Annotated in this window: 18 protein-coding genes; 10 read left to right on the top strand and 8 right to left on the bottom strand. The window is 51.4% G+C overall.

Going from position 1 to position 18229, the window contains the following annotated elements; translation table 11 throughout:
* Positions 1-701: 701 nt before the first annotated feature.
* The 5 genes from ACTF5M_RS09940 (at position 702) to ACTF5M_RS09920 (ending at position 4967) form a co-directional block, all read left to right on the top strand.
* Complete coding sequence (locus ACTF5M_RS09940) at positions 702-1055, top strand: hypothetical protein (protein WP_438960850.1); 354 nt, start codon at positions 702-704, stop codon at positions 1053-1055.
* A gap of 82 nt (positions 1056-1137) precedes the next feature.
* Positions 1138-1884, top strand: coding sequence for a hypothetical protein (locus ACTF5M_RS09935; RefSeq protein WP_438960849.1), 747 nt, complete (start codon positions 1138-1140; stop codon positions 1882-1884).
* Between the two features lie 85 nt (positions 1885-1969).
* Positions 1970-3169, top strand: a complete 1200-nt coding sequence (locus ACTF5M_RS09930) for a DUF1611 domain-containing protein (protein WP_438960848.1) — start codon at positions 1970-1972, stop codon at positions 3167-3169.
* Entirely contained in the window at positions 3166-4275 is a 1110-nt protein-coding gene (locus tag ACTF5M_RS09925) for an alanine/ornithine racemase family PLP-dependent enzyme (RefSeq protein ID WP_438960847.1), read from the top strand. Before ACTF5M_RS09930 ends, ACTF5M_RS09925 begins: the two co-directional genes overlap by 4 nt.
* 410 nt (positions 4276-4685) lie before the next feature.
* A complete protein-coding gene (locus tag ACTF5M_RS09920; RefSeq protein WP_438960846.1) occupies positions 4686-4967 on the top strand; it encodes a hypothetical protein in 282 nt (93 codons plus the stop codon).
* A gap of 133 nt (positions 4968-5100) precedes the next feature.
* Here the strand turns inward: ACTF5M_RS09920 and ACTF5M_RS09915 are convergent, their stop codons facing one another.
* From ACTF5M_RS09915 to ACTF5M_RS09900, 4 genes are all read right to left on the bottom strand, one after another.
* Positions 5101-5274 (bottom strand): hypothetical protein, encoded by a 174-nt coding sequence (locus ACTF5M_RS09915; protein ID WP_438960845.1) that lies wholly within the window; start codon positions 5272-5274, stop codon positions 5101-5103.
* A complete protein-coding gene (locus ACTF5M_RS09910; RefSeq protein ID WP_438960844.1) occupies positions 5271-6752 on the bottom strand; it encodes a tripartite tricarboxylate transporter permease in 1482 nt (493 codons plus the stop codon). Before ACTF5M_RS09910 ends, ACTF5M_RS09915 begins: the two co-directional genes overlap by 4 nt.
* Before the next feature lies 1 nt (position 6753).
* Positions 6754-7236 (bottom strand): tripartite tricarboxylate transporter TctB family protein, encoded by a 483-nt coding sequence (locus tag ACTF5M_RS09905; RefSeq protein WP_438960843.1) that lies wholly within the window; start codon positions 7234-7236, stop codon positions 6754-6756.
* Positions 7237-7316: 80 nt separating this feature from the next.
* Positions 7317-8309 carry a Bug family tripartite tricarboxylate transporter substrate binding protein gene (locus ACTF5M_RS09900; RefSeq protein WP_438960842.1) on the bottom strand — a complete coding sequence of 331 codons (993 nt, stop codon included), beginning with the start codon at positions 8307-8309 and terminating at the stop codon, positions 7317-7319.
* Between the two features lie 104 nt (positions 8310-8413).
* Between ACTF5M_RS09900 and ACTF5M_RS09895 the strand changes: the two genes are divergently transcribed.
* From ACTF5M_RS09895 to ACTF5M_RS09885, 3 genes are read left to right on the top strand one after another with little or no spacing between them, the layout of a single operon-like run.
* Complete coding sequence (locus tag ACTF5M_RS09895; RefSeq protein WP_438960841.1) at positions 8414-9082, top strand: response regulator transcription factor; 669 nt, start codon at positions 8414-8416, stop codon at positions 9080-9082.
* Positions 9072-10439 (top strand): sensor histidine kinase, encoded by a 1368-nt coding sequence (locus ACTF5M_RS09890; RefSeq protein ID WP_438960840.1) that lies wholly within the window; start codon positions 9072-9074, stop codon positions 10437-10439. The genes ACTF5M_RS09895 and ACTF5M_RS09890 overlap by 11 nt, the downstream gene beginning before the upstream one ends.
* Complete coding sequence (locus ACTF5M_RS09885; RefSeq protein WP_438960839.1) at positions 10418-11425, top strand: ABC transporter substrate-binding protein; 1008 nt, start codon at positions 10418-10420, stop codon at positions 11423-11425. The genes ACTF5M_RS09890 and ACTF5M_RS09885 overlap by 22 nt, the downstream gene beginning before the upstream one ends.
* Here the strand turns inward: ACTF5M_RS09885 and ACTF5M_RS09880 are convergent.
* The 3 genes from ACTF5M_RS09880 to ACTF5M_RS09870 form a co-directional block, all read right to left on the bottom strand.
* Positions 11406-11699: a PfkB family carbohydrate kinase gene (locus ACTF5M_RS09880; protein ID WP_438960838.1), complete on the bottom strand. Its 294-nt coding sequence runs from the start codon at positions 11697-11699 to the stop codon at positions 11406-11408. The genes ACTF5M_RS09885 and ACTF5M_RS09880 overlap by 20 nt on opposite strands.
* A 59-nt stretch (positions 11700-11758) precedes the next feature.
* Positions 11759-13318 carry an ABC transporter permease gene (locus ACTF5M_RS09875; RefSeq protein WP_438960837.1) on the bottom strand — a complete coding sequence of 520 codons (1560 nt, stop codon included), beginning with the start codon at positions 13316-13318 and terminating at the stop codon, positions 11759-11761.
* 82 nt (positions 13319-13400) lie between these two features.
* Positions 13401-14330 carry a sugar ABC transporter substrate-binding protein gene (locus tag ACTF5M_RS09870; protein WP_438960836.1) on the bottom strand — a complete coding sequence of 310 codons (930 nt, stop codon included), beginning with the start codon at positions 14328-14330 and terminating at the stop codon, positions 13401-13403.
* Between the two features lie 178 nt (positions 14331-14508).
* Here ACTF5M_RS09870 and ACTF5M_RS09865 point away from each other — a divergent pair, with 178 nt between their 5' ends.
* Together ACTF5M_RS09865 and ACTF5M_RS09860 are read left to right on the top strand one after the other, a co-directional pair.
* On the top strand, positions 14509-15291 hold the full coding sequence (locus tag ACTF5M_RS09865; RefSeq protein WP_438960835.1) for an ATP-binding cassette domain-containing protein: 783 nt from the start codon (positions 14509-14511) through the stop codon (positions 15289-15291).
* 71 nt (positions 15292-15362) lie between these two features.
* Positions 15363-16547 (top strand): ROK family transcriptional regulator, encoded by a 1185-nt coding sequence (locus ACTF5M_RS09860; protein ID WP_438960834.1) that lies wholly within the window; start codon positions 15363-15365, stop codon positions 16545-16547.
* A 561-nt stretch (positions 16548-17108) separates the two neighbouring features.
* Here ACTF5M_RS09860 and ACTF5M_RS09855 read toward each other — a convergent pair.
* Entirely contained in the window at positions 17109-17660 is a 552-nt protein-coding gene (locus tag ACTF5M_RS09855) for a histidine phosphatase family protein (RefSeq protein WP_438960833.1), read from the bottom strand.
* Between the last annotated feature and the right edge of the window lie 569 nt (positions 17661-18229).

Below are 18229 nucleotides of genomic sequence, written 5' to 3'. Positions count from 1 at the left end.
GGTTGACGCGTTACGCGCGCTTTTGTGCAAAATATATGCGAATGTTGGAATTTGTAGGGCTGTGGAGAATAAGGTTGCGAGAAGGCGCGAGAGGCATAGTCGAAACGGTTTCAACTATAATATTTCGCAATGCGGTCGCTCGTGATGTGCCGTTAAGCACTGAGCCATTCATTCACTCTTCTGACCGCAAGAGAAATTGTGAGCCTTACGACCCCGCGCAGAAGCGCTTACCTTGTAAATCCAATGTGTAGACCCTACCTAACCATCACGGAATTTGTGGTGCTCTGCGGTAAAGTTCTATTAGCCTGTCAGAGCACACCACACTCATTAATTATGAAAAATTCAGCTGTCATGTCTTGTAAAAGGGGTCTGATGTTTGGGGAGATTGCCAATGTTATTGAGCACGACCACATCACTTGCGTCCTTTTTTCATGCATTTGTGTTCACAGTTAACACAGATGAACTGACCGTGAGCGAAAATAGAACGTGTTGGCAGACGAGGAAGGTATGCAGAGGCATAGCGTTGCTAAGCGTCCACAGACAAAGAAATTTGTACTGATCAATTTGTACGCTGGAAAGTCACAGCTGCGCGTAGTGGATCACCGAGACCACGAGTCGGCTCTTGTGCAGGATAAGGCCAATGCAAACACGTACGTAGTCAAAAATAGTGCGGCGGCGCTTTCTCCGTCAAAGGACCAAAAATGAAATTTCCCGAATCGACAAAACCTGCTGTTTCCGGTGCCTTGGTCGGCGCAATTGCTGTCTCTATTCTTGGCTTCACTTGGGGCGGTTGGACAACTGCAGGCAGTGCGGATGAAATGGCTCAGCGCTTTGCCGCTGACGAAGTCACATTGGCGATGGTGCCCGTATGTTTGGATCTCGCACAAACTGATCAAGAACGCGCTGCAAAACTAGCAACACTTCAAGACGCTTTAACCTTTCAGCGACGCAATGCGATGATGGAAACAGGCTGGGCTACATTGCCAGGTACTGATACTCCAAGCCGAGATCTAGCAGACGCGTGTCTTGCGAGGCTTGAGTTAAATGGATCATAAATCACAGTTAATGAAGCCGCGACTTCCGCAACCTAGCATTGCCCTTAGCCTAACGGACACACCAACATTCATGACTCTGTTCATGAGTTCGATTATTGCGATCCTGCTGTTTACACTACCTGTAACTGCCCAAACCGCTAGTCAGCCAATGCCTGATAACGCCAGTGTCAAAAGTTATGGTGAAGGTTGGGAATGTGACCCTGGATACAGGCTGAACAAAAATACCTGTGCCACTGTGATTGTGCCGCAAAACGCATATGACACGAACCGGTCCTACGGATCTGGATGGGAATGTCTGCATGGGTTTCGCAGGACCGATGAAACTGCATGCGTTGCAGTAGAGGTGCCTGAGGGTGGGTTTTTGGATCCGTCAGGCGAACGGTGGCAGTGTTCGCGCGGCTACATCAAAGTCGATGACACATGTCAGGAGATAGTGTTGCCAGAAAATGCACACTTGGTAGATGCCTCATATGGCTCTCGATGGACATGCGAACGTGAGTTCGAAAAAACTGGCGACTTGTGTACTGCCATTGCGGTTCCAACCAACGCCTATCTGAATGGATCAGGATACGGTCAGCCGTGGACATGTGAGCGTGGCTTCTTTGAACAGGCTGGACTGTGTGTAGCTGTCGCGATCCCCATAAATGCATATTTTGACGACGCAACCTACGGCACAGGCTGGAAGTGTGAACGTGGATACGAGGCCTCACGAGAGGCATGCAAATTGATCGACGTTCCCCAAAACGCGCATCTGGACAGGACGGGCAACCGTTGGCAGTGCAACAAGAATTTCCAAAAATCAAAAGGGCTGTGCATCCTTAACAACTAGGCCCACGCCACGGCTCTATTCCAATTCAAAAGACACAGATGCGGGAAATTCTGCCCTTCGTGCCAACCTGTAAAAGAGACCCAAAATGAATACCAAATCTGAAACTGTCGAAGCCATCCACCATACTGCCAGGGAACCGAAAGCTCCCCCAATCAAACAGAAAAAATCCGTAGACCTGACGTCAGGCAGGCGGATCACGGCCTCACCGACGGCAGTCATCTATTGCGAAGGGAATTTCGCGCAAATCGATGGCAAGACGGCGAATGGCCTTGTGCGCCATTCGCAAGCCTATCACATCCTTTCTGTTATCGACAGCAACTGTAGCGGCCAAGACAGCGGGACCGTTCTTGATAATGTCAGCAACAGCATACCTATCTTTAGTCATCTTGACGCTGCGGTCGCTCACGAAGCCGTCATTCCCAACACGCTGGTCTATGGTATGGCCCCTTCTACCGGACGTCTCTCAGCTGTGGACCGGGGCGTTATTCTCCGAGCTATTCAATTAGGCATGAACATCGTAAGCGGGCTGCATGAATTCCTGAGTGATGACGTTGAGATATCCAATGCTGCGTTTGAACGGAAGATTACGATCCGCGACATCCGAAAGCCAAAACCTAGTAAAGACCTGCGCTTGTTCAATGGCAGTGTCGCTAATGTCAACGCGCTGCGCATTGCCGTTCTTGGCACCGATTGCGCGATTGGTAAACGCACAACGGCGACCATTTTGGCGCAAGCATTGAATGCGAAGGGCATTAAAACAGTGCTTGTTGGTACGGGCCAGACCGGCCTAATGCAGGGTGCGAAATACGGTGTCGCGATGGATGCCGTGCCGCCTCAGTTTTGCTGTGGCGAGCTTGAAGGCGCTATTGTTGCGGCTTCTGAAGCGGAACAGCCCGATGTAGTTTTGATCGAAGGTCAAGGTGCTTTGAGCCACCCCGCTTTTTGCACTTCTGCTTTTATCCTTCGGGGAAGCCAGCCGGATGCTGTCATCCTTCAGCACGCACCAAAACGGGCTCACCGCTGTGACTTTCCCAATATGCCGATGCCTTCTGTCGCCAGCGAGATCGCCTTGATCGAATCATTTACTAGTACAAAAGTTATAGGTGTCACGCTCAACCACGATGGAATGTCTGACGAAGAACTTACAGCCACTATTGCGGCGCAATCCGAAAAACTCGCGCTACCTGTCACAGATGCATTAGCGAGACCGGCTGCACATCTGCTTGCCATGGTCGTCAACGCATATCCAGGATTGATACAAAGGCCTGTAGTGACGGCAATATGAGCTGCCCGCGCATTGAAGTGGATTTAGGCAAGATAGGGCACAACACACAAGCCCTTGTCAGACGTTTAGGCACACGTAGCATTGGCGTCACAGGTGTGACTAAGGCTGTCTGTGGGAATCCTGCAATTGCGCGCGCAATGCTTAGTGGTGGGGCTGTGGGGCTTGCAGAAGCCCGTTTGCGAAATGTGCAAAGGTTACGTGCGGCAGGCGTGACATGCCCCATCACCCTGATCCGCACGCCGATGTTAAGCCAAACAGAGCAAGTGGTTCAGTATTGTGACTCGAGCTACAACACCGACGTTTCGGTCATTTCAGCGTTGGCTGCAGCTGCGATCCGACAGGGTTCTGTTCACGGTATCATCTTAATGGTCGAGATGGGCGACCAGCGGGATGGGATCTTGCCCGAAAACCTGACAGATGTCGCGCGGCAGGTCATGAATATTCCGGGTGTTGCTTTGCGGGGAATTGGAGCAAATTTTGCATGCCTAAATGGGGGGGCTCCAACGGAGTTGCAAATGAAGACCCTTAGCGGGTTGGCTAATGAAGTTGAGCGTTTATGCGGCCCATTTCTTAAGTTTGTATCCGGCGGCAATTCTGCCAACTTACCGTGGGCATTTGGTGGGCATTATACTGGTCGGATAAATGATCTAAGATTGGGCGAGGCGATCCTTCTGGGGGTTGAACCTCTGTCAGGTGAACACATCGACGGGATGCACACAGACGCGTTCACGCTTGTTGTTGAGGTGATTGAAACCGATGCAAAACCTTTACCCTGCTCGGTCACCCTTTTCGATCAAACACGCATCGACCTAGCTGGTGCTGCCACTGCACGCGTAATTCTCGCGATAGGACATCAAGATACTGATATTTCCGGGCTTTTAATGCCAGATGGTAACACATTAATCGGTGCAACTAGCGATCACCTGGTCATTGGAACACCGCAGTCTCCACCAACTGTGGGGGGCGAGGTGAGATTCAAGATGAATTACAATGCATTGATGCACGCCATGGCCGCGCCTGACATCAAAGTTAAACTCTTGGGCGGTCCGACACAACGGCCACCACAGCGCGCTCGAGGTGACTTCGACTACTTGGCATTAGTTTGAAAGATACGGCCTGATACCGACTTTAAACTGCAAAGGAAACTGCAAATTGACCGAACTTACCAAAAGCAGCCTGTTCAAAATGTACGACGCCAAACCGGAAACCGCTTTAGACAAGACGACACGTATAGTTAGGCAAATAATCGGCGAAGAAAGGGCACAACGCGACGCTAAAAATTCCCGACTTCGCAGCGCCCGCCTTGAAAAAGAAGCAAACACGCCTCTAGAAATCAAAACCTCGAAATCGTCCAGGTCGTGTCGGACGAATGGTACTTCACCCCAGTAGTTTACTTACCGCCACTTTGTCTTCAGCAAGGGTTTCGCGGGAAACCCCGCACTTTAATCACGTTGATATTGATTACGGCTGCTCTCAGCAGCTTTCAATTGTCCCAGCCATTCACAAGGATTCATCGATGACAGATACAGACCAGCCTCGAGAAAAAATTCACTACATCTGCCAGACTTATGTTGTAACAGAGGCTGGACACGATAAGCAGACAGGCCTGAAGATTGCCAAGCAATTTGAATACTCCACGGCGTCTGAAGCACAAAACAGAGCCGAACGAGAGGCGCTATCCGACAACTGCGCGGGTGCCGACGCCTACATGGTCGTTGAAGACCCAAAAAGTGGAGAAGTTGGCGAACCAAGTTTCCTTACACGGCTCGGCAACGTTCCTGAATTTGACGATTTCTAGAAGTGTCAGAATAGCTGTATATTTACGCGCATGGGGTAATGCCTGTTTAATCAGCTCATTGAGTTTGCAAAGACTTTTGCAAATCCGACATTAATGCAAAGTGCAGCGAACGGCGACTTCGAGCCTGAGCAGCCTAATCTGACTGGGCCACGTTGATTGTTAGTGCATGATTGGCCTCTGGTTCATGATTATCATGGCTTCCGGTGCCCATGGGCAATACCTCAATAAGCCGTGCTGGCTGACGGTGTTGAAGTGCCTGCGCCGTAGCGTTGCTACCGTCAGACAGCCCCTCGGACTCCAAAATCACTTGGCCAAGCGGGTCCTCAAGATCGGAACAATGATCAGACCTGCCGCAATGACCAACAGGCCAAGCGTCATGGGGCGTTCCAAAACAAAAGACACGCCGCCATAGAGTTGCATTGAGCGAGAAAAGTTATCCTCCATCATGCCACCGAGGATAAATCCAATCAAAAGAGGTGGCAGGGGGTAGTTAGCGAATTTCAACGCAATGCCACAAATTCCAAACCCAACAAGCATCAGCAATTCCGTCGCGTTATTCTGTCCGATGTAGGCGCCCATCAATGTGAAAAATAGGATGAAGGGGATCAGGTAGTTGCGCGGGATCGCTAACAATTTGGCAATGTAGGGGATCAGGGGTAAGTTCAAAACCAAAAGCACCAGATTACCAATAAACATCGACATGATGACGGCCCAGAAAATCTGTGGCTCGTCAATCATCAGGCGCGGACCTGGCGTAACGTTCAGCGCGATCAATGCGCCCAGCAAAATAGCAGTTGTACCAGACCCGGGAATACCGAGCGTCAGCAGCGGCACAAACGAGCCAGTACAAGCCGCGTTGTTAGCAGTTTCAGGTGCGGCAAGGCCTTTGATAGAACCTTTGCCGAATTCGTCTTGTTCATGTTTCGAGGCAATATTGCGCTCAACTGCGTAGCCAAGAAAAGACGCGATTGTTGCGCCTGCGCCGGGCAGCACACCGATAAAAAAACCTTGAACAGACTGGCGGCCAATGACTGGCGCGATAGCCCGAGCTTCGGCGCGTGTGATGCGCAGGTCTTTGATTTCACCGCCATCAGCACCAAGGTTTTTTGGCTTTAGAACAAGAAAAATAGCTTCCGGCAGAGCGAACATGGCCATAGCCAAGGTGATGAAGCCAAAGCCCGATTGAAGATCCATGATGCCGCCCGTAAAGCGCGGCAGATTAAACAATGCGCCTTCGCCTACAGTTGCCATGATCAGACCAAGAACGGTCATCATCAGGGCTTTGGTCACTTGACCAGGCCCCGCAAAGGCCGCGATGGCCGATAGGCCGACGACCATTAACGCGAAATATTCCGGTGAGTGGAACAACAAGGCGACGCTCGACAACATCGGCGCAAAGATCATCAACAACAAAGCGCCAATCGTGCCACCTGCAAAGCTAGAGATAGCGGCAATCGTCAGAGCCTTGCCGGCTTTGCCCTGTCGCGACATGGGGTAACCATCGAAGGAGGACGCAACGGTGCCCGCCACCCCGGGTGCATTCAGCAAGATTGACGATGTCGAGCCGCCAAAAATTGCCCCGTAATAAACACCTGCCAGCAGAATTAGCGCTGCCGAAGGATCGCCCATAGTGATCGCCACGGGTATCATAATAGCAATGATCGACATGGGGCCAAGGCCCGGCAACATGCCAATGAATGTGCCGATCAAACAGCCGCCAATAACGACCAACAAGTTTTGCATGGATAGGGCCGTTTGCAGGCCGATCAGAATACCTTCTAACATATCAGACCCCCACGAAAATTGGCAGGGGACGCAGGAATATCCCAAGCACTTCTTGCACGAGATACCAGACAGCTCCGGTAGCGATAAGGGCGACTGGGATCATTACATGCAATTTACGTTCGCCCAAGATAAACGAGCCAGCTATCAGGAATGCCGAGGTTGAAAACAAAAAACCAAGCGGGCGCAGACACAGCGCGTAGACAACCATAAGGCCAAGCAACACCACGGCCTGCCCGAGGAAGTAATCGCTCAAGCGACGGTGGTCTATCTCGCCGATTTTCTCTTCGCCCTTTTCAAGTCCAATCAGAATGATAAACGAGGCGGTAATGCCCAAAACGGATAGAACTTTGGGGAATGTGCTGGGCCAAATGGGGTTGCGGCGCATAAACGGCGCAAGGCTTGCATCCATGGTGAACCATGCGGTGTATCCGTACAAGATACAGAGCCCAAGAAGACAGAGTGCGATCCAACGATCCAAGGCCATGTTATTCCCTCAAATTCCCGAAATAGAAGGAGGCGGAGCGTCTGAACGCTCCGCCCATTGATATCGAATGACGCGAGCTTTTAGAGGAAGCCCAGCTTTTTCATCAGATCGCCAATGACAGTTTCTTGCGCCTCAAGAAATGTGCGGAAATCCTCGCCTGAATTGTGGATGTTGACCCAACCATTGCGCGCACGCACGGCTTCCCATTCGGGTGTGTCATACATAGCTTCGATTGCGGCTTGGTATTGGGCCAGCTTTTCGTCCGACATACCAGGTGCACCAAAGAAGCCGCGCCAGTTGACGAATGTTGTATCTATGCCTTGTTCTATCATGGTCTTCGCATCTGAAGCAGCAGCAACGCGTGCATCAGATGTGACACCGATGATTTTGACTTCGCCCGCGTTCGATAAATCAACTGCTTCGGAGAAACCGGTGGACAGTGCTGCGATTTCACCTGACAGCAAGGCCGCCATTGCTGTGCCGCCAGCGTCGTAGGGGATATAATTCACTGCCAGTGCATCACGACCAGATGCTTCCATGACCATCGCTGCAACTAGGTGATCCATGCCGCCAGGAACTGAACCGCCACCAATCGGTGTACCGCTCTGATCTGCATCCCATGCCGCCAGAAGGTCATCCATAGAATTAATCGGGCTATCTTTGCCGACAACGATTGCCGCATAGTCGCCGATAGTGCCGGACACCAAAGTCAAATCGTTGAAGTTGTAAGGAAACACACCGGTCAAAGAACGGATCACGATGGGCGTAGAGTTAACCATCAATGCGCCCTCAAGGCTTTCGGCGTTTTCGATCATGTAACCGATTGCCACACCACCGCCGCCGCCAGACATGTTTTCATAAGTCGCTGTGCCAACAAGTCCTGCTTCGGTCAACGCTTCGCCTGTGCCACGCGCAGTGCCATCCCATCCACCGCCAGCACCGCCTGGGATGATGAAGTGAATTTCGTCAAGAACCTGGTGGCCGTCGGCAAATACTGGCGCGCCAAAGCTAAGCGTCGCCACAGCTGCAGCTGTAGCGATTAAGGCACGGCGGCCCATTTTCAAAGTTGTCATTTTAATCTCCCATTTGATAGCCATTCTTCAGACGGCTAGATGGTGTAATAAACCATGGCAACCTGACACAAACCTGTCACGTACTTGAAAGGTTAGATGCCTAGATGAAATACCTTCTAGTCGAAGACAATTTGGAGCTAGCCGAGGCGGTTGCCTCGCGTATCCGTCTGGATGGGCATGCCGTTGATCATGCTGCTACAATTGCTGATGCGCATGCATTTGTGGACACCGGTGAATACGATCTGATTTTGCTTGATATCATGCTCCCTGATGGGGATGGCCGGGCTTTTCTAAAACAACACCGTGCCGCTAAAAACCTGACATCGGTGATTGTTTTGACGGCTCGAAGTCAGGTGTCAGACAGAATCGGTTTGTTGGATTTGGGAGCCGATGATTACCTAACCAAGCCATTTGATCATGCCGAACTGCAGGCGCGGTGCCGTGCCGTTTTGCGGCGAAATTCAGGGTCTGCCCAATCGGTTCAGACAATCGGGGATGTAGATTTTGACGCCGTGTCCGGTCTGTTGCGCGTCAACGGCAACAGTATCAATTTGCGCAACCGTGAACTTCGGCTGCTAGAACTTTTGATCGCCAATAAGGGGCAGGTTTTCTCGAAACAAAAGCTCGTGGATCGTTTATTTTCGTATAACGACGATGTATCGGAAAATGCTATCGAGGTTTATATTGGGCGATTGCGCAAACATCTTGAGGGGTCACAGCTACGGATCGTGACGCTGCGCGGACTGGGCTACAGGTTAAACCATGACGTCTGATGTTGTTGTCTGGGGATCATTGCGCAACCGGTTGGCGTTGATCTTGACGGGCGGTGCTGCGTTGTTGGCCGTCGTCTTGTTTATTGTGGTTCGGGTGTTAACAGCGCAGGTGGCACAACAAGGCCAAGACAACATATTGAAGGCATCGATGTCGTCGGTGTTGGATACAGCAGCCATACGCGATGGCCAGGTAACGCTCGATTTCCCGTATTCGTCACTGTCTATGTTGAACACGGAGGCCGATGATCGCGTATTCTACGCAATCTACGAAGATAACACCCTGTTATCGGGGTATGATTGGCTAACATCACCGCGTGATGTGGCGCCCGAAAGCACAATTTTTGAAAACACTACCCTCAAAGGGGAGGTTTTGCGCGTTGCCTCAGGGGCGCGAACCTTGATCGGATCAAACGGCCCTAGAAACGTGTTTGTGTCGGTGGCCCAAACACAGGACGCCTTGTCGAACACACTTAACGCAATTTCACGCAATGTCGCGTTTCTGGGGCTTGGGTTCTTTGCAATGTCATCGGCACTTGCGATTTGGGCTGCATCCACAACAAGCCGTCAGATGCGCCGACTGACATCGTCCGTGACCCGCCGTGGTCCACAGGACCTAAGCCGCTTTACCAAACCTGTCCCGTCAGAAATGGCCCCTTTGGTCGGATCTCTAAACACCTTTATGTTGCGGCTGGATCACTCACTGACGCAATCCGAAGATTTCATCGCCGAGGCTGCGCATCGCATTCGCACCCCACTTGCGACAGTAAGGTCACATGCCGAAGCGACGTTGCAGCGTGTGGACCGTGACGAAAATCGTACATCGCTACTGGCGATGGTACGCGCGATTGACGAAAGCAGCCGCGCCGCTGGGCAGTTGCTGGACCATGCGATGGTGACGTTTCGAACCGGGAACCTTGAAATGGTCCAGGTCGATCTGGCTGATTTATTGCATGAACTAGTCCAAAGCATGACGCCCGTGGCAGAAATGAAGGACATCACGATGACAATGGAACTGGAGCGCCCTGCAACGCTGCAAGGGGATGCGATTTTGCTCCAGAATGCGCTGCGCAACCTGATAGATAATGCGCTAAAATATGCGCCCGCAGAAACGGGCGTGATTATAAAAGCCTCTAACTCGCCAACCTTATCAGTTAGCATCTATGATGACGGACCGGGGTTTGCGGTGGACGAAATCGAAACACTGTCCGGACGTTTTGTGCGTGGCAAAGATATGGGCAACACGATCGGGTCGGGGCTCGGCCTGACGATCGCGCAAGAGGTTATCGTCGCCCATAACGGTTCAATGGCCTTGACCAACAGAGAAGAGGGCGGCGCATGCGTTACATTATCTTTCTGATTTCTCTTTGGTTGCCAGTGTCCAGCTTCGCCCAAGGCTGGGAAGACCAACAGTCTTTCGGTGAACCCAGTCAAGCGCAATTGCGTATTCTGTCCAGCACCGACACCTCGTTTTTTGCACCGATTATTCAAGACTTTCTCGCGTCAACCCCGGACATGTCGGTGGAATACCTTGTCACTGGCACGGCTGATATCGATCGTCTGTACCGCGCTGCGCCCGATCAGTTTGATGTGGTCATTTCCAGCGCAATGGACCTCCAGCTTAAGTTGGTAAACGATGGATTTTCTGCGCCAGTCATGAATATTGACCACCCTGAATGGGCTCAATGGAATAACAGCCTTTTTGCATTTACATCGGAACCTGCTGCTATTGTCCTTAACCGCCAAGCCTTTAAGCAGATTCACGTCCCAAGCAGTCGGCAAGATTTGATTCAGTTGATGCGAGACCACCCAGACCATTTTCAGGGACGGGTTGGGACTTATGACGTGAGGCAATCTGGCTTAGGCTACCTTTTTGCCACACAAGACGCCCGTGCTACCGAAACCTATTGGCGCTTGACTGAAGTCATGGGGCGCGTAGGAGCAAGGCTCTATTGCTGTTCCGGTCAGATGATTAACGATCTACGGACTGGTAAATTGATAATAGCTTATAACGTCTTGGGAAGCTACGCAAAGGCGCAGGCAGAGAATTCGGACGATTTGATAATCATTCTGCCATCAGAATTTCCAACAACTATGATGCGGACGATTTTAGTATCCGCGGCCGCTCCAGCCCCTCAGCACGCTAATAATTTTGTCCGCCACCTCCTGAAACTTCAATCGATCGGCGATCCGTTAACCTTCCCTCTACCGCCGCTTTCGCGGTCCCAAGATTTTCAAAACCTACGGACCATCAATCTAGACCCGGCTTTGATGACATATCTGGATCAAATGAAACGAGCAGCATTTATCCGGGAATGGGAGGATGCTATTGTTCAAGAGAAGTGAGTTGGCTGATGGCCTGCTCGGCCGTCCCTTCCCGATGGAACACATCGCTCGGTATGCCATTTTCGAGCGTGACAATGGCTTGGGTCGTCGGTTCGGACCGTCGTTCACCTGCCAATACGACGCCTTCGCGCTGTAAGTGATCTGCCAGCTGTTCACCAAAATCATCGATCGAAATCGGGGTAAGGTAATGTGGCGTCATCCCCTGACGCGCAAGGGCCACCGCAACATTATACGGTGACCCTCCAAGGTTATGATTTTGCGCAACTTCGCCCACTTGTCAAAGACCTGTGCACGGTGTCGATCAGGTTTTCGCCACCGATCGCTATGTCAAAATTACCGCGCATTTACGTCCAACATGCGAGCCTTCGCAAACATCGCATGCACATAGGTGCTTCCCAATAAAGCAGCGGCACCTAGGACAAGGAATGGCACGGTGATTTCATAGCCCAACAAGGACACCGGAAGGATCATCACAATGAACACGGCCGCCAAACCAAAACTGATCAGGCGCGATGTTTTCAGCACCACAAATGCAGTCGCAAGTACCAGAACCAGCAACAAGAGCGTTGCAGCAAGGTTCGCCGATGCAGCGGATTGCAACTGTGTAATTTCATCCGGCGACAAGAGGCGTGCATTTTGGCCCGCGGCAAGTGATGTTCCTGCTTCGCGTAGTGTGGTTGCAGCACCATGCTCCAACAATGCGATCTTGGCGCGCAGATAGATAGCTCCGGGTGTCATCAGGGCAAGGAAGGCCATGACAGCCGCAATCGCCCCCAACAGCTTGCGCACGCTTTCAGGGTTCTTGGATTGACGCACGATGTCCAAGCCGACGGCAACCAGAATAATCAGACCGGTGACAACCATCTGCCAGAAGGTATCAAGCTGGGCCAATGTCAGGCCGTTGTTGATCAGCTTGAGCAGGATCACCCCCATAAAGGTCCCCCAAAGCGACCCACGTCCGCCGAAAAGGGACGTGCCGCCAATAACCACAGCGGCAATTGCGTCGAGTTCCCACATCTGCCCGTAGTCTGATTTTGCATAAGGAGCGCGGCCAAGGAACAGCAAGGCCCCCAATGCCGCCGAGAACGAACAGAACATATAGGTCAGCAGCGTATAGCGCGGCGTATTGATACCTGCCTGACGTGCGCCCGGCTCATTCGATCCAATCGCGTAGACCCAGCGACCATAGCGCGTGTTCGAAATAATAATGGTCAGGACGATGAAGAAGCCAATAAAGATCAACATCGACATTTGAAAGGTGCGGAAAAAGCTTATCCAATTGTCATCAATAAAGCCACCCACACTTTCCCAAAAGCCCGACAATTCCCCCTCTTTATAGGCGTCGCGCAGACCTGAAAACGGGTTGTAGCGTCCAAACATGTCGAAGGTTTCAGGCAACTTTGGCGTAGCCTGCGCGCCTGTAGAAAGGTGACCAGTGCCGCGCCAGATCGAAAGACCCGCCAGCGTGACAATAAATGCGGGCATCCCAAAATAGGCCACGAGCGAGCCGTTGAAGGCCCCAATTGCAAGGCCGATCCCAAGGCCGGTCATGATAGCAAGGTAAGGCGGAAACCCCCAGAAACTGGCGACATACCCCGTCAGCGCGGCGGTCATCCCCATTACTGATCCAACCGATAGGTCGATGCCTGCGGTGATAATGACAAGCGTCATCCCCCCCGCCACGATGCCGATCGCGGCCGAGTTGTTGAGGATTGTCATCAAGTTTGATGGGTGAAAGAACGGGCGGCCTGACGTGGCAAGCTCGATGGATATGCCAAGGATTACGATCGCAAGAAATGCGCCGGACCATTCCGCCTTAAAGAACTTGACCAAGCCGAGCACGATGCGGTCTTGAAGTGAAGTAGTGGCTTTGGCACGCGAGATGTCTGTCATTTTTTTCTTCCGCCGGAAAAATTTGAAGTTTGTATGAAAAAGGACGCGTCGAACGACGCGCCCTCATTAAAAGGTCGGTCGATTATTCGATGCCAACCATTGCTTTATAAGTGCCCGAAGTCATCGGCGTCACAAGGAAAAACCCTGTGTCGATGCGTGCGGATACGTCTTCACCGCGCGCCGCAGCGGAAGCCGCTTTGATGCCTTGGTAACCCATCTGGTACAGCATCTGCGCTGTGTTGGCGTGTACCCAGCCTTCATCCATAGCAGCAATCGCATCGCCAGCACCGTCAAAGCCAACCAGCTTTACGTCGCCCGCAGAGAAGCCAAGGTTTTCAAGGGCTGCTTTGGCACCCATTGTGCCGCCATCCCATGCGTTTGCAACCATTGCAACATCCTGACGGCTGTTGAGGATCGCCTCAACGCCTTCTTGCGCTTCTTGGCTGTTCCACTCGGTTGGAACTTCAAGGATTTCAGAGTTTGGACGCGCGGCAGAGAAGGATTCAACGAAACCGTTGCGGCGCTCTTGCCCTGTGGATTGTGCTTGATTGCCTGTCACATAAATGATCGGCTGGCCATCTTCGACCAAGGTCGCAGCAACAGCGCCTTGAACTTTGGCTACTGCGTAGTTGTCTGTCGCAACAAAGGACGTCACCTCTGCTCCAGCGACACCGGTGTCAATTGCGACAACTGGAATGCCTGCGCCCATGGCGTCATTTACGGCAGGCGCGATACCCGCGCTGTCAACTGGCGCCACGGCAATTGCGGCCGCGCCCTGAGCAACAAGGTTTTCAAACACTTCGAGCTGGCTTGAAAGGTCACCTTGGAATGCTGGGCCAACAGAAACAAGGTTTACACCCTCTTCTTCCGCAGCATCAGCTGCACCTTGGTTAATCATCATCCAGCCAGCGTTTGTCGCGGACTTTGTGATATAGCCGATTACGTCCTGCGCGCTTGCAGCGGACCCGGCAATAAGCGCAGCAACAGCTACACCTGCGAATGTCATATTCATTTTCACGTTTATTCCTCCCAGAAATTGCTGAGCCTCCAACGCCCAGCTTCGTGTGTCCCTAAAAGAGGAAAGAATCGATTCAATGTCAATAATTAATTCAACTTGATTTAATTATTGACATTCCGGTCTGAAATGTTGCTTTTGGACCCAACAGAGACGCCGTCGGGAGGAAATAAAGATGGATGATGTCCGCAAGGTCATTCTAGAAACACGTGGGTTAACAAAGCACTACGGGGGTGTTCAGGCGCTCAACAACGCTGACTTCAAAATGTTTGCCGATGAACACATCGCGATCGTGGGCGACAACGGCGCGGGCAAATCAACCTTTGTGCGTAACATCACCGGCGTGGAACAACGCACCGCGGGCGAAGTTTTCATCGACGGAATTCCCGTGAATTTCAAAGCGCCCAATGACGCGCGCGAACATGGTATTGAAACTGTTTATCAAAATCTCGCTCTCGCTGATCACCTAAATGTCCCGCAGAATATCTTCTTGGGCCGCGAAGATGTTTATTTCGAATTCGGACCACTTTCATGGCTTAAGAAAAAGGCGATGGCCAAGCGCGCTGAAGAGCTGTTGGAAGAAACTGGCATTAAGATTCCAGATACAACCCAATCGGTCGCTGGTATGTCTGGCGGCCAACGCCAATGCGTCGCGATTAGTCGTGCGGCGGGCTGGGGATCCAAACTGATTATCATGGACGAACCCACAGCGGCCTTGGGAATTCAAGAAACAACACGAGTCGAAAACATCATCAGAGGCCTTAAAGAACGCGGGGTACCCGTGATTATTGTGTCTCATAACTTACGCCAGGTCTTCAATCTGGTGGATCGGATTGTCGTCTTTCGTCAAGGGCGGATCGCCGGTGTTCTGAATGCCAAGACCGCAAGCGGAAACGACGTGGTAGCGATGATTACCGGCGTGGATCAGGGTGTGCATGAAGATGCCAGCTATATTTAGAAAATCGAGTTTCAGTTTTGAGAATAGTTTGCTCGCTTGGGCAAACGCGCGAAAAACAGGACTAAAGTTTAATGCTTAAAGACGCACCTATCGCAATATCTCCAAAACAGAGGAGCGTTGCACGACCCCAAAACGAGAGGCTGTTCTTAGACTTAATCCGTGACAACGGCCCCATGAGCAAAGCAGAGTTGACGCGCGCGTCAGAACTTAGCGCACAATCGGCAACAGTAATAGTTAACCGGCTTGTGAAAGACGGTTTACTACAGCCAGGTAAAGCCGTTAAGGGCAAGGTTGGCCAGCCCTCGGTCCCATTTTCATTGGACCCCACAGGTGCGGTTTCGATAGGCATCAAAGTGGGCCGCCGCTCGCTCGAAGTGGTCAGTATGTCATTCGATTACTCCATACTTGAACGCATTGTGCGACGATATTCATTCCCTAATCTCGACGCGATCCGTCAGGATATGCTGGCTTGTACGGCCGGACTCTTTGACAAAATGACCGCGGCCCAAAAAGAACGGGTTGTGGGCATCGGTATCGCGCTTCCAGACGAATTGAGCGCTTGGGAATCGACGGTTGGAGCACCGAAGGGTGCGATGGCCGACTGGGCGTCATCGGACCTTTCTAAAGATATGGAAGCCGCCTTCGGCCTCCCTACGACTGACTTAAACGACGCTTCAGCCGCCTGTCTGGCTGAAATCGCTGTGGGCGCCCGTCAGCGAAACAAAAGCTTCGTCTATTTCTATGTTGGAACTTTTATTGGCGGAGGCATTTCTCTGGGTGGGCAGCTCTACACAGGGCAAAACAACCTGGCAGGTGCTATTGCTTCGCTACCTACTGGCGCTGTGTCGTCTGGGGTGGCTAGCCAACTGCTTGAAGGCGCTTCCTTGCATTATCTTGAAGCAGCGGCAGAAGCCGCTGGACTAAGCCCGAATGGCTTTTATGAGAACAGGCCCCTGAACATAACTGAACGGGGATTGTTTGAAGATTGGTTGAAAATTGCGGCTCCGCAAATTGCGTTTGCTGCAGTCGCGGGGCGGGCCTTTCTAGACCCAGAAATGATTGTCATAGACAGCAGTCTGTCGCCGGAGCTTACGCAAGAGATGGTCGAGGCTGTTAAGGACGCTATTGGACGCAACTACGATAAACGCGGCTTGGCAAAGATCAACATTGAAGCAGGCGAAATCGGAATAGCGGCCCGCGCAATAGGTAGCGGAATCCTTCCATTCCTCTCACAGTTCGGATTAGAAAAGGAATAGCCAAACATCGGATACTAGCGCTTACCAAGTTGGCTTGTGTAGGTCATTCAAACTCAAGTCTGAGCTCTTGAAGGCTTGGAAAAGCCGCCGTTCGCAATAGAACCATCAAGGTCCGCTTTGTCCCGCACTTCGGCCATAAACAATAGTCCAAGCGAACTTCCACTTCATTTAGTCCGTGTTCAGTCTTGCGTCTTTTGGAGTGTTGAACAGTGTGTTAGCGTTGAAATCCTTCGATTACCGAGTCCAACACGGCGTTTCCGCCCTATGCTTAAAATGACATCAAAAAAACACTAATACGCACACGAAAAATTTTGCCATGTAAGCCATTGATAATAAATGTCTAACTTACACCTTCTCCATTGAAAATCCTCGTGTCGGTGGTTCGATTCCACCCCCCAGGGCACCATTTATTAAGCAATATCAATGACTTAGTAAAGCGCCATACACGCTTAAGTTGTGTTTTTCAAAAACACACCAAACACACACTTTTTGCCGTGTTGCTGAGTATTTTAGGCGCTGAATCACGGTGTTGAACACAGTGTTAGCTGGAGCGCTTAACCACTAGCTAACAGTAAGCCTTCGGGAAGCCTTAGACGTCGCGTCGTAAGCCACTAAACCTCCAGATTGAACACTGAGCGAGGTAACAGACCGAATTACCACTTGGTGTGTAACCATGAGTGTTAATTCATCTTTGGGAAGTTCGTCTAACTTACCCATTAGCAATGCAAGGGTTTGCTTCTTGGGAGCATGTGATTGGAAGAATGAATTTAGCCCAGCAAAAGTTTGAACCTCTCCTACATCCATAAGCTCTGCAGTTTCTCGACATCGACACCATTGGCTTGAGTAAACAGCATCAAAGACTAACCCGGTTAATCTCAGCATTGATCCAATCTGCTGTGCTTGCACCCTACCCACGTCGTCTAAGTTACGCTGGGTCGCACAGTTACCAATTTCAAAGTTTTCTGGATCGCCAAAACCAGGTGCTAGCGCATGCCTCATGAACAATACGTTAGAGCCCTCAGGTAGAAGCCCTAGCGCTTGATTACCCGCTCTCACGTAAGGAGCAGCTAAGGTAAAAAGCCCTATACCCGCTACAAACTGTCGTCTTTTCATAACTGGCCTCCTAACTCTCTTAGCTAATCACATTTAGCTCTAAGGCAGCAGGCTTAAAATCTGTCTGCTTCTCAAACACACACTTTGATAGACTTGTTGGTGCGCCCTGCAGTAGTGTTGTAACAAGGAGTAGGACATGCGGCAGCTGCGTGATGACTCACATCTGATACTTGACAGCGAGGTGCGTGTGTACCGACGTGAGCGAAACCGATAGATGAAAAATTATATAGCCGCCCTACCCGTTTGACCAACAGCGCAACCGCACTCACCAGAACACATCTGCGCGTGTGGCGCAGCTCTCCGCGCCCCATTCAGACGGACAGACATGGACATCCCTCCAAGAGGGGTGTCCAGTTGTCCGGTGGGGGAAATACTAATAAACCACAACACCAATAGCAGACTAGACGTAATGTGTAGCCAGTCATTATACCCAGCGAAAATAAGCGATTGAACAATTGATATATGCAGATTATGCGCTTCGCCAAATTAGCAAGGCTTCGGCCTATTGTCCCAGAAGAGTAGTATCGTAATGAACCTAAGCGATATTCTTACACCAAACGCCGTCCGCG

This window comes from Nereida sp., assembly GCF_965655635.1.
Lineage (GTDB): Bacteria > Pseudomonadota > Alphaproteobacteria > Rhodobacterales > Rhodobacteraceae > Nereida.
Note: the sequence above shows the minus strand (reverse complement) of the source record. Positions and strands in the feature narration are given on the sequence as shown.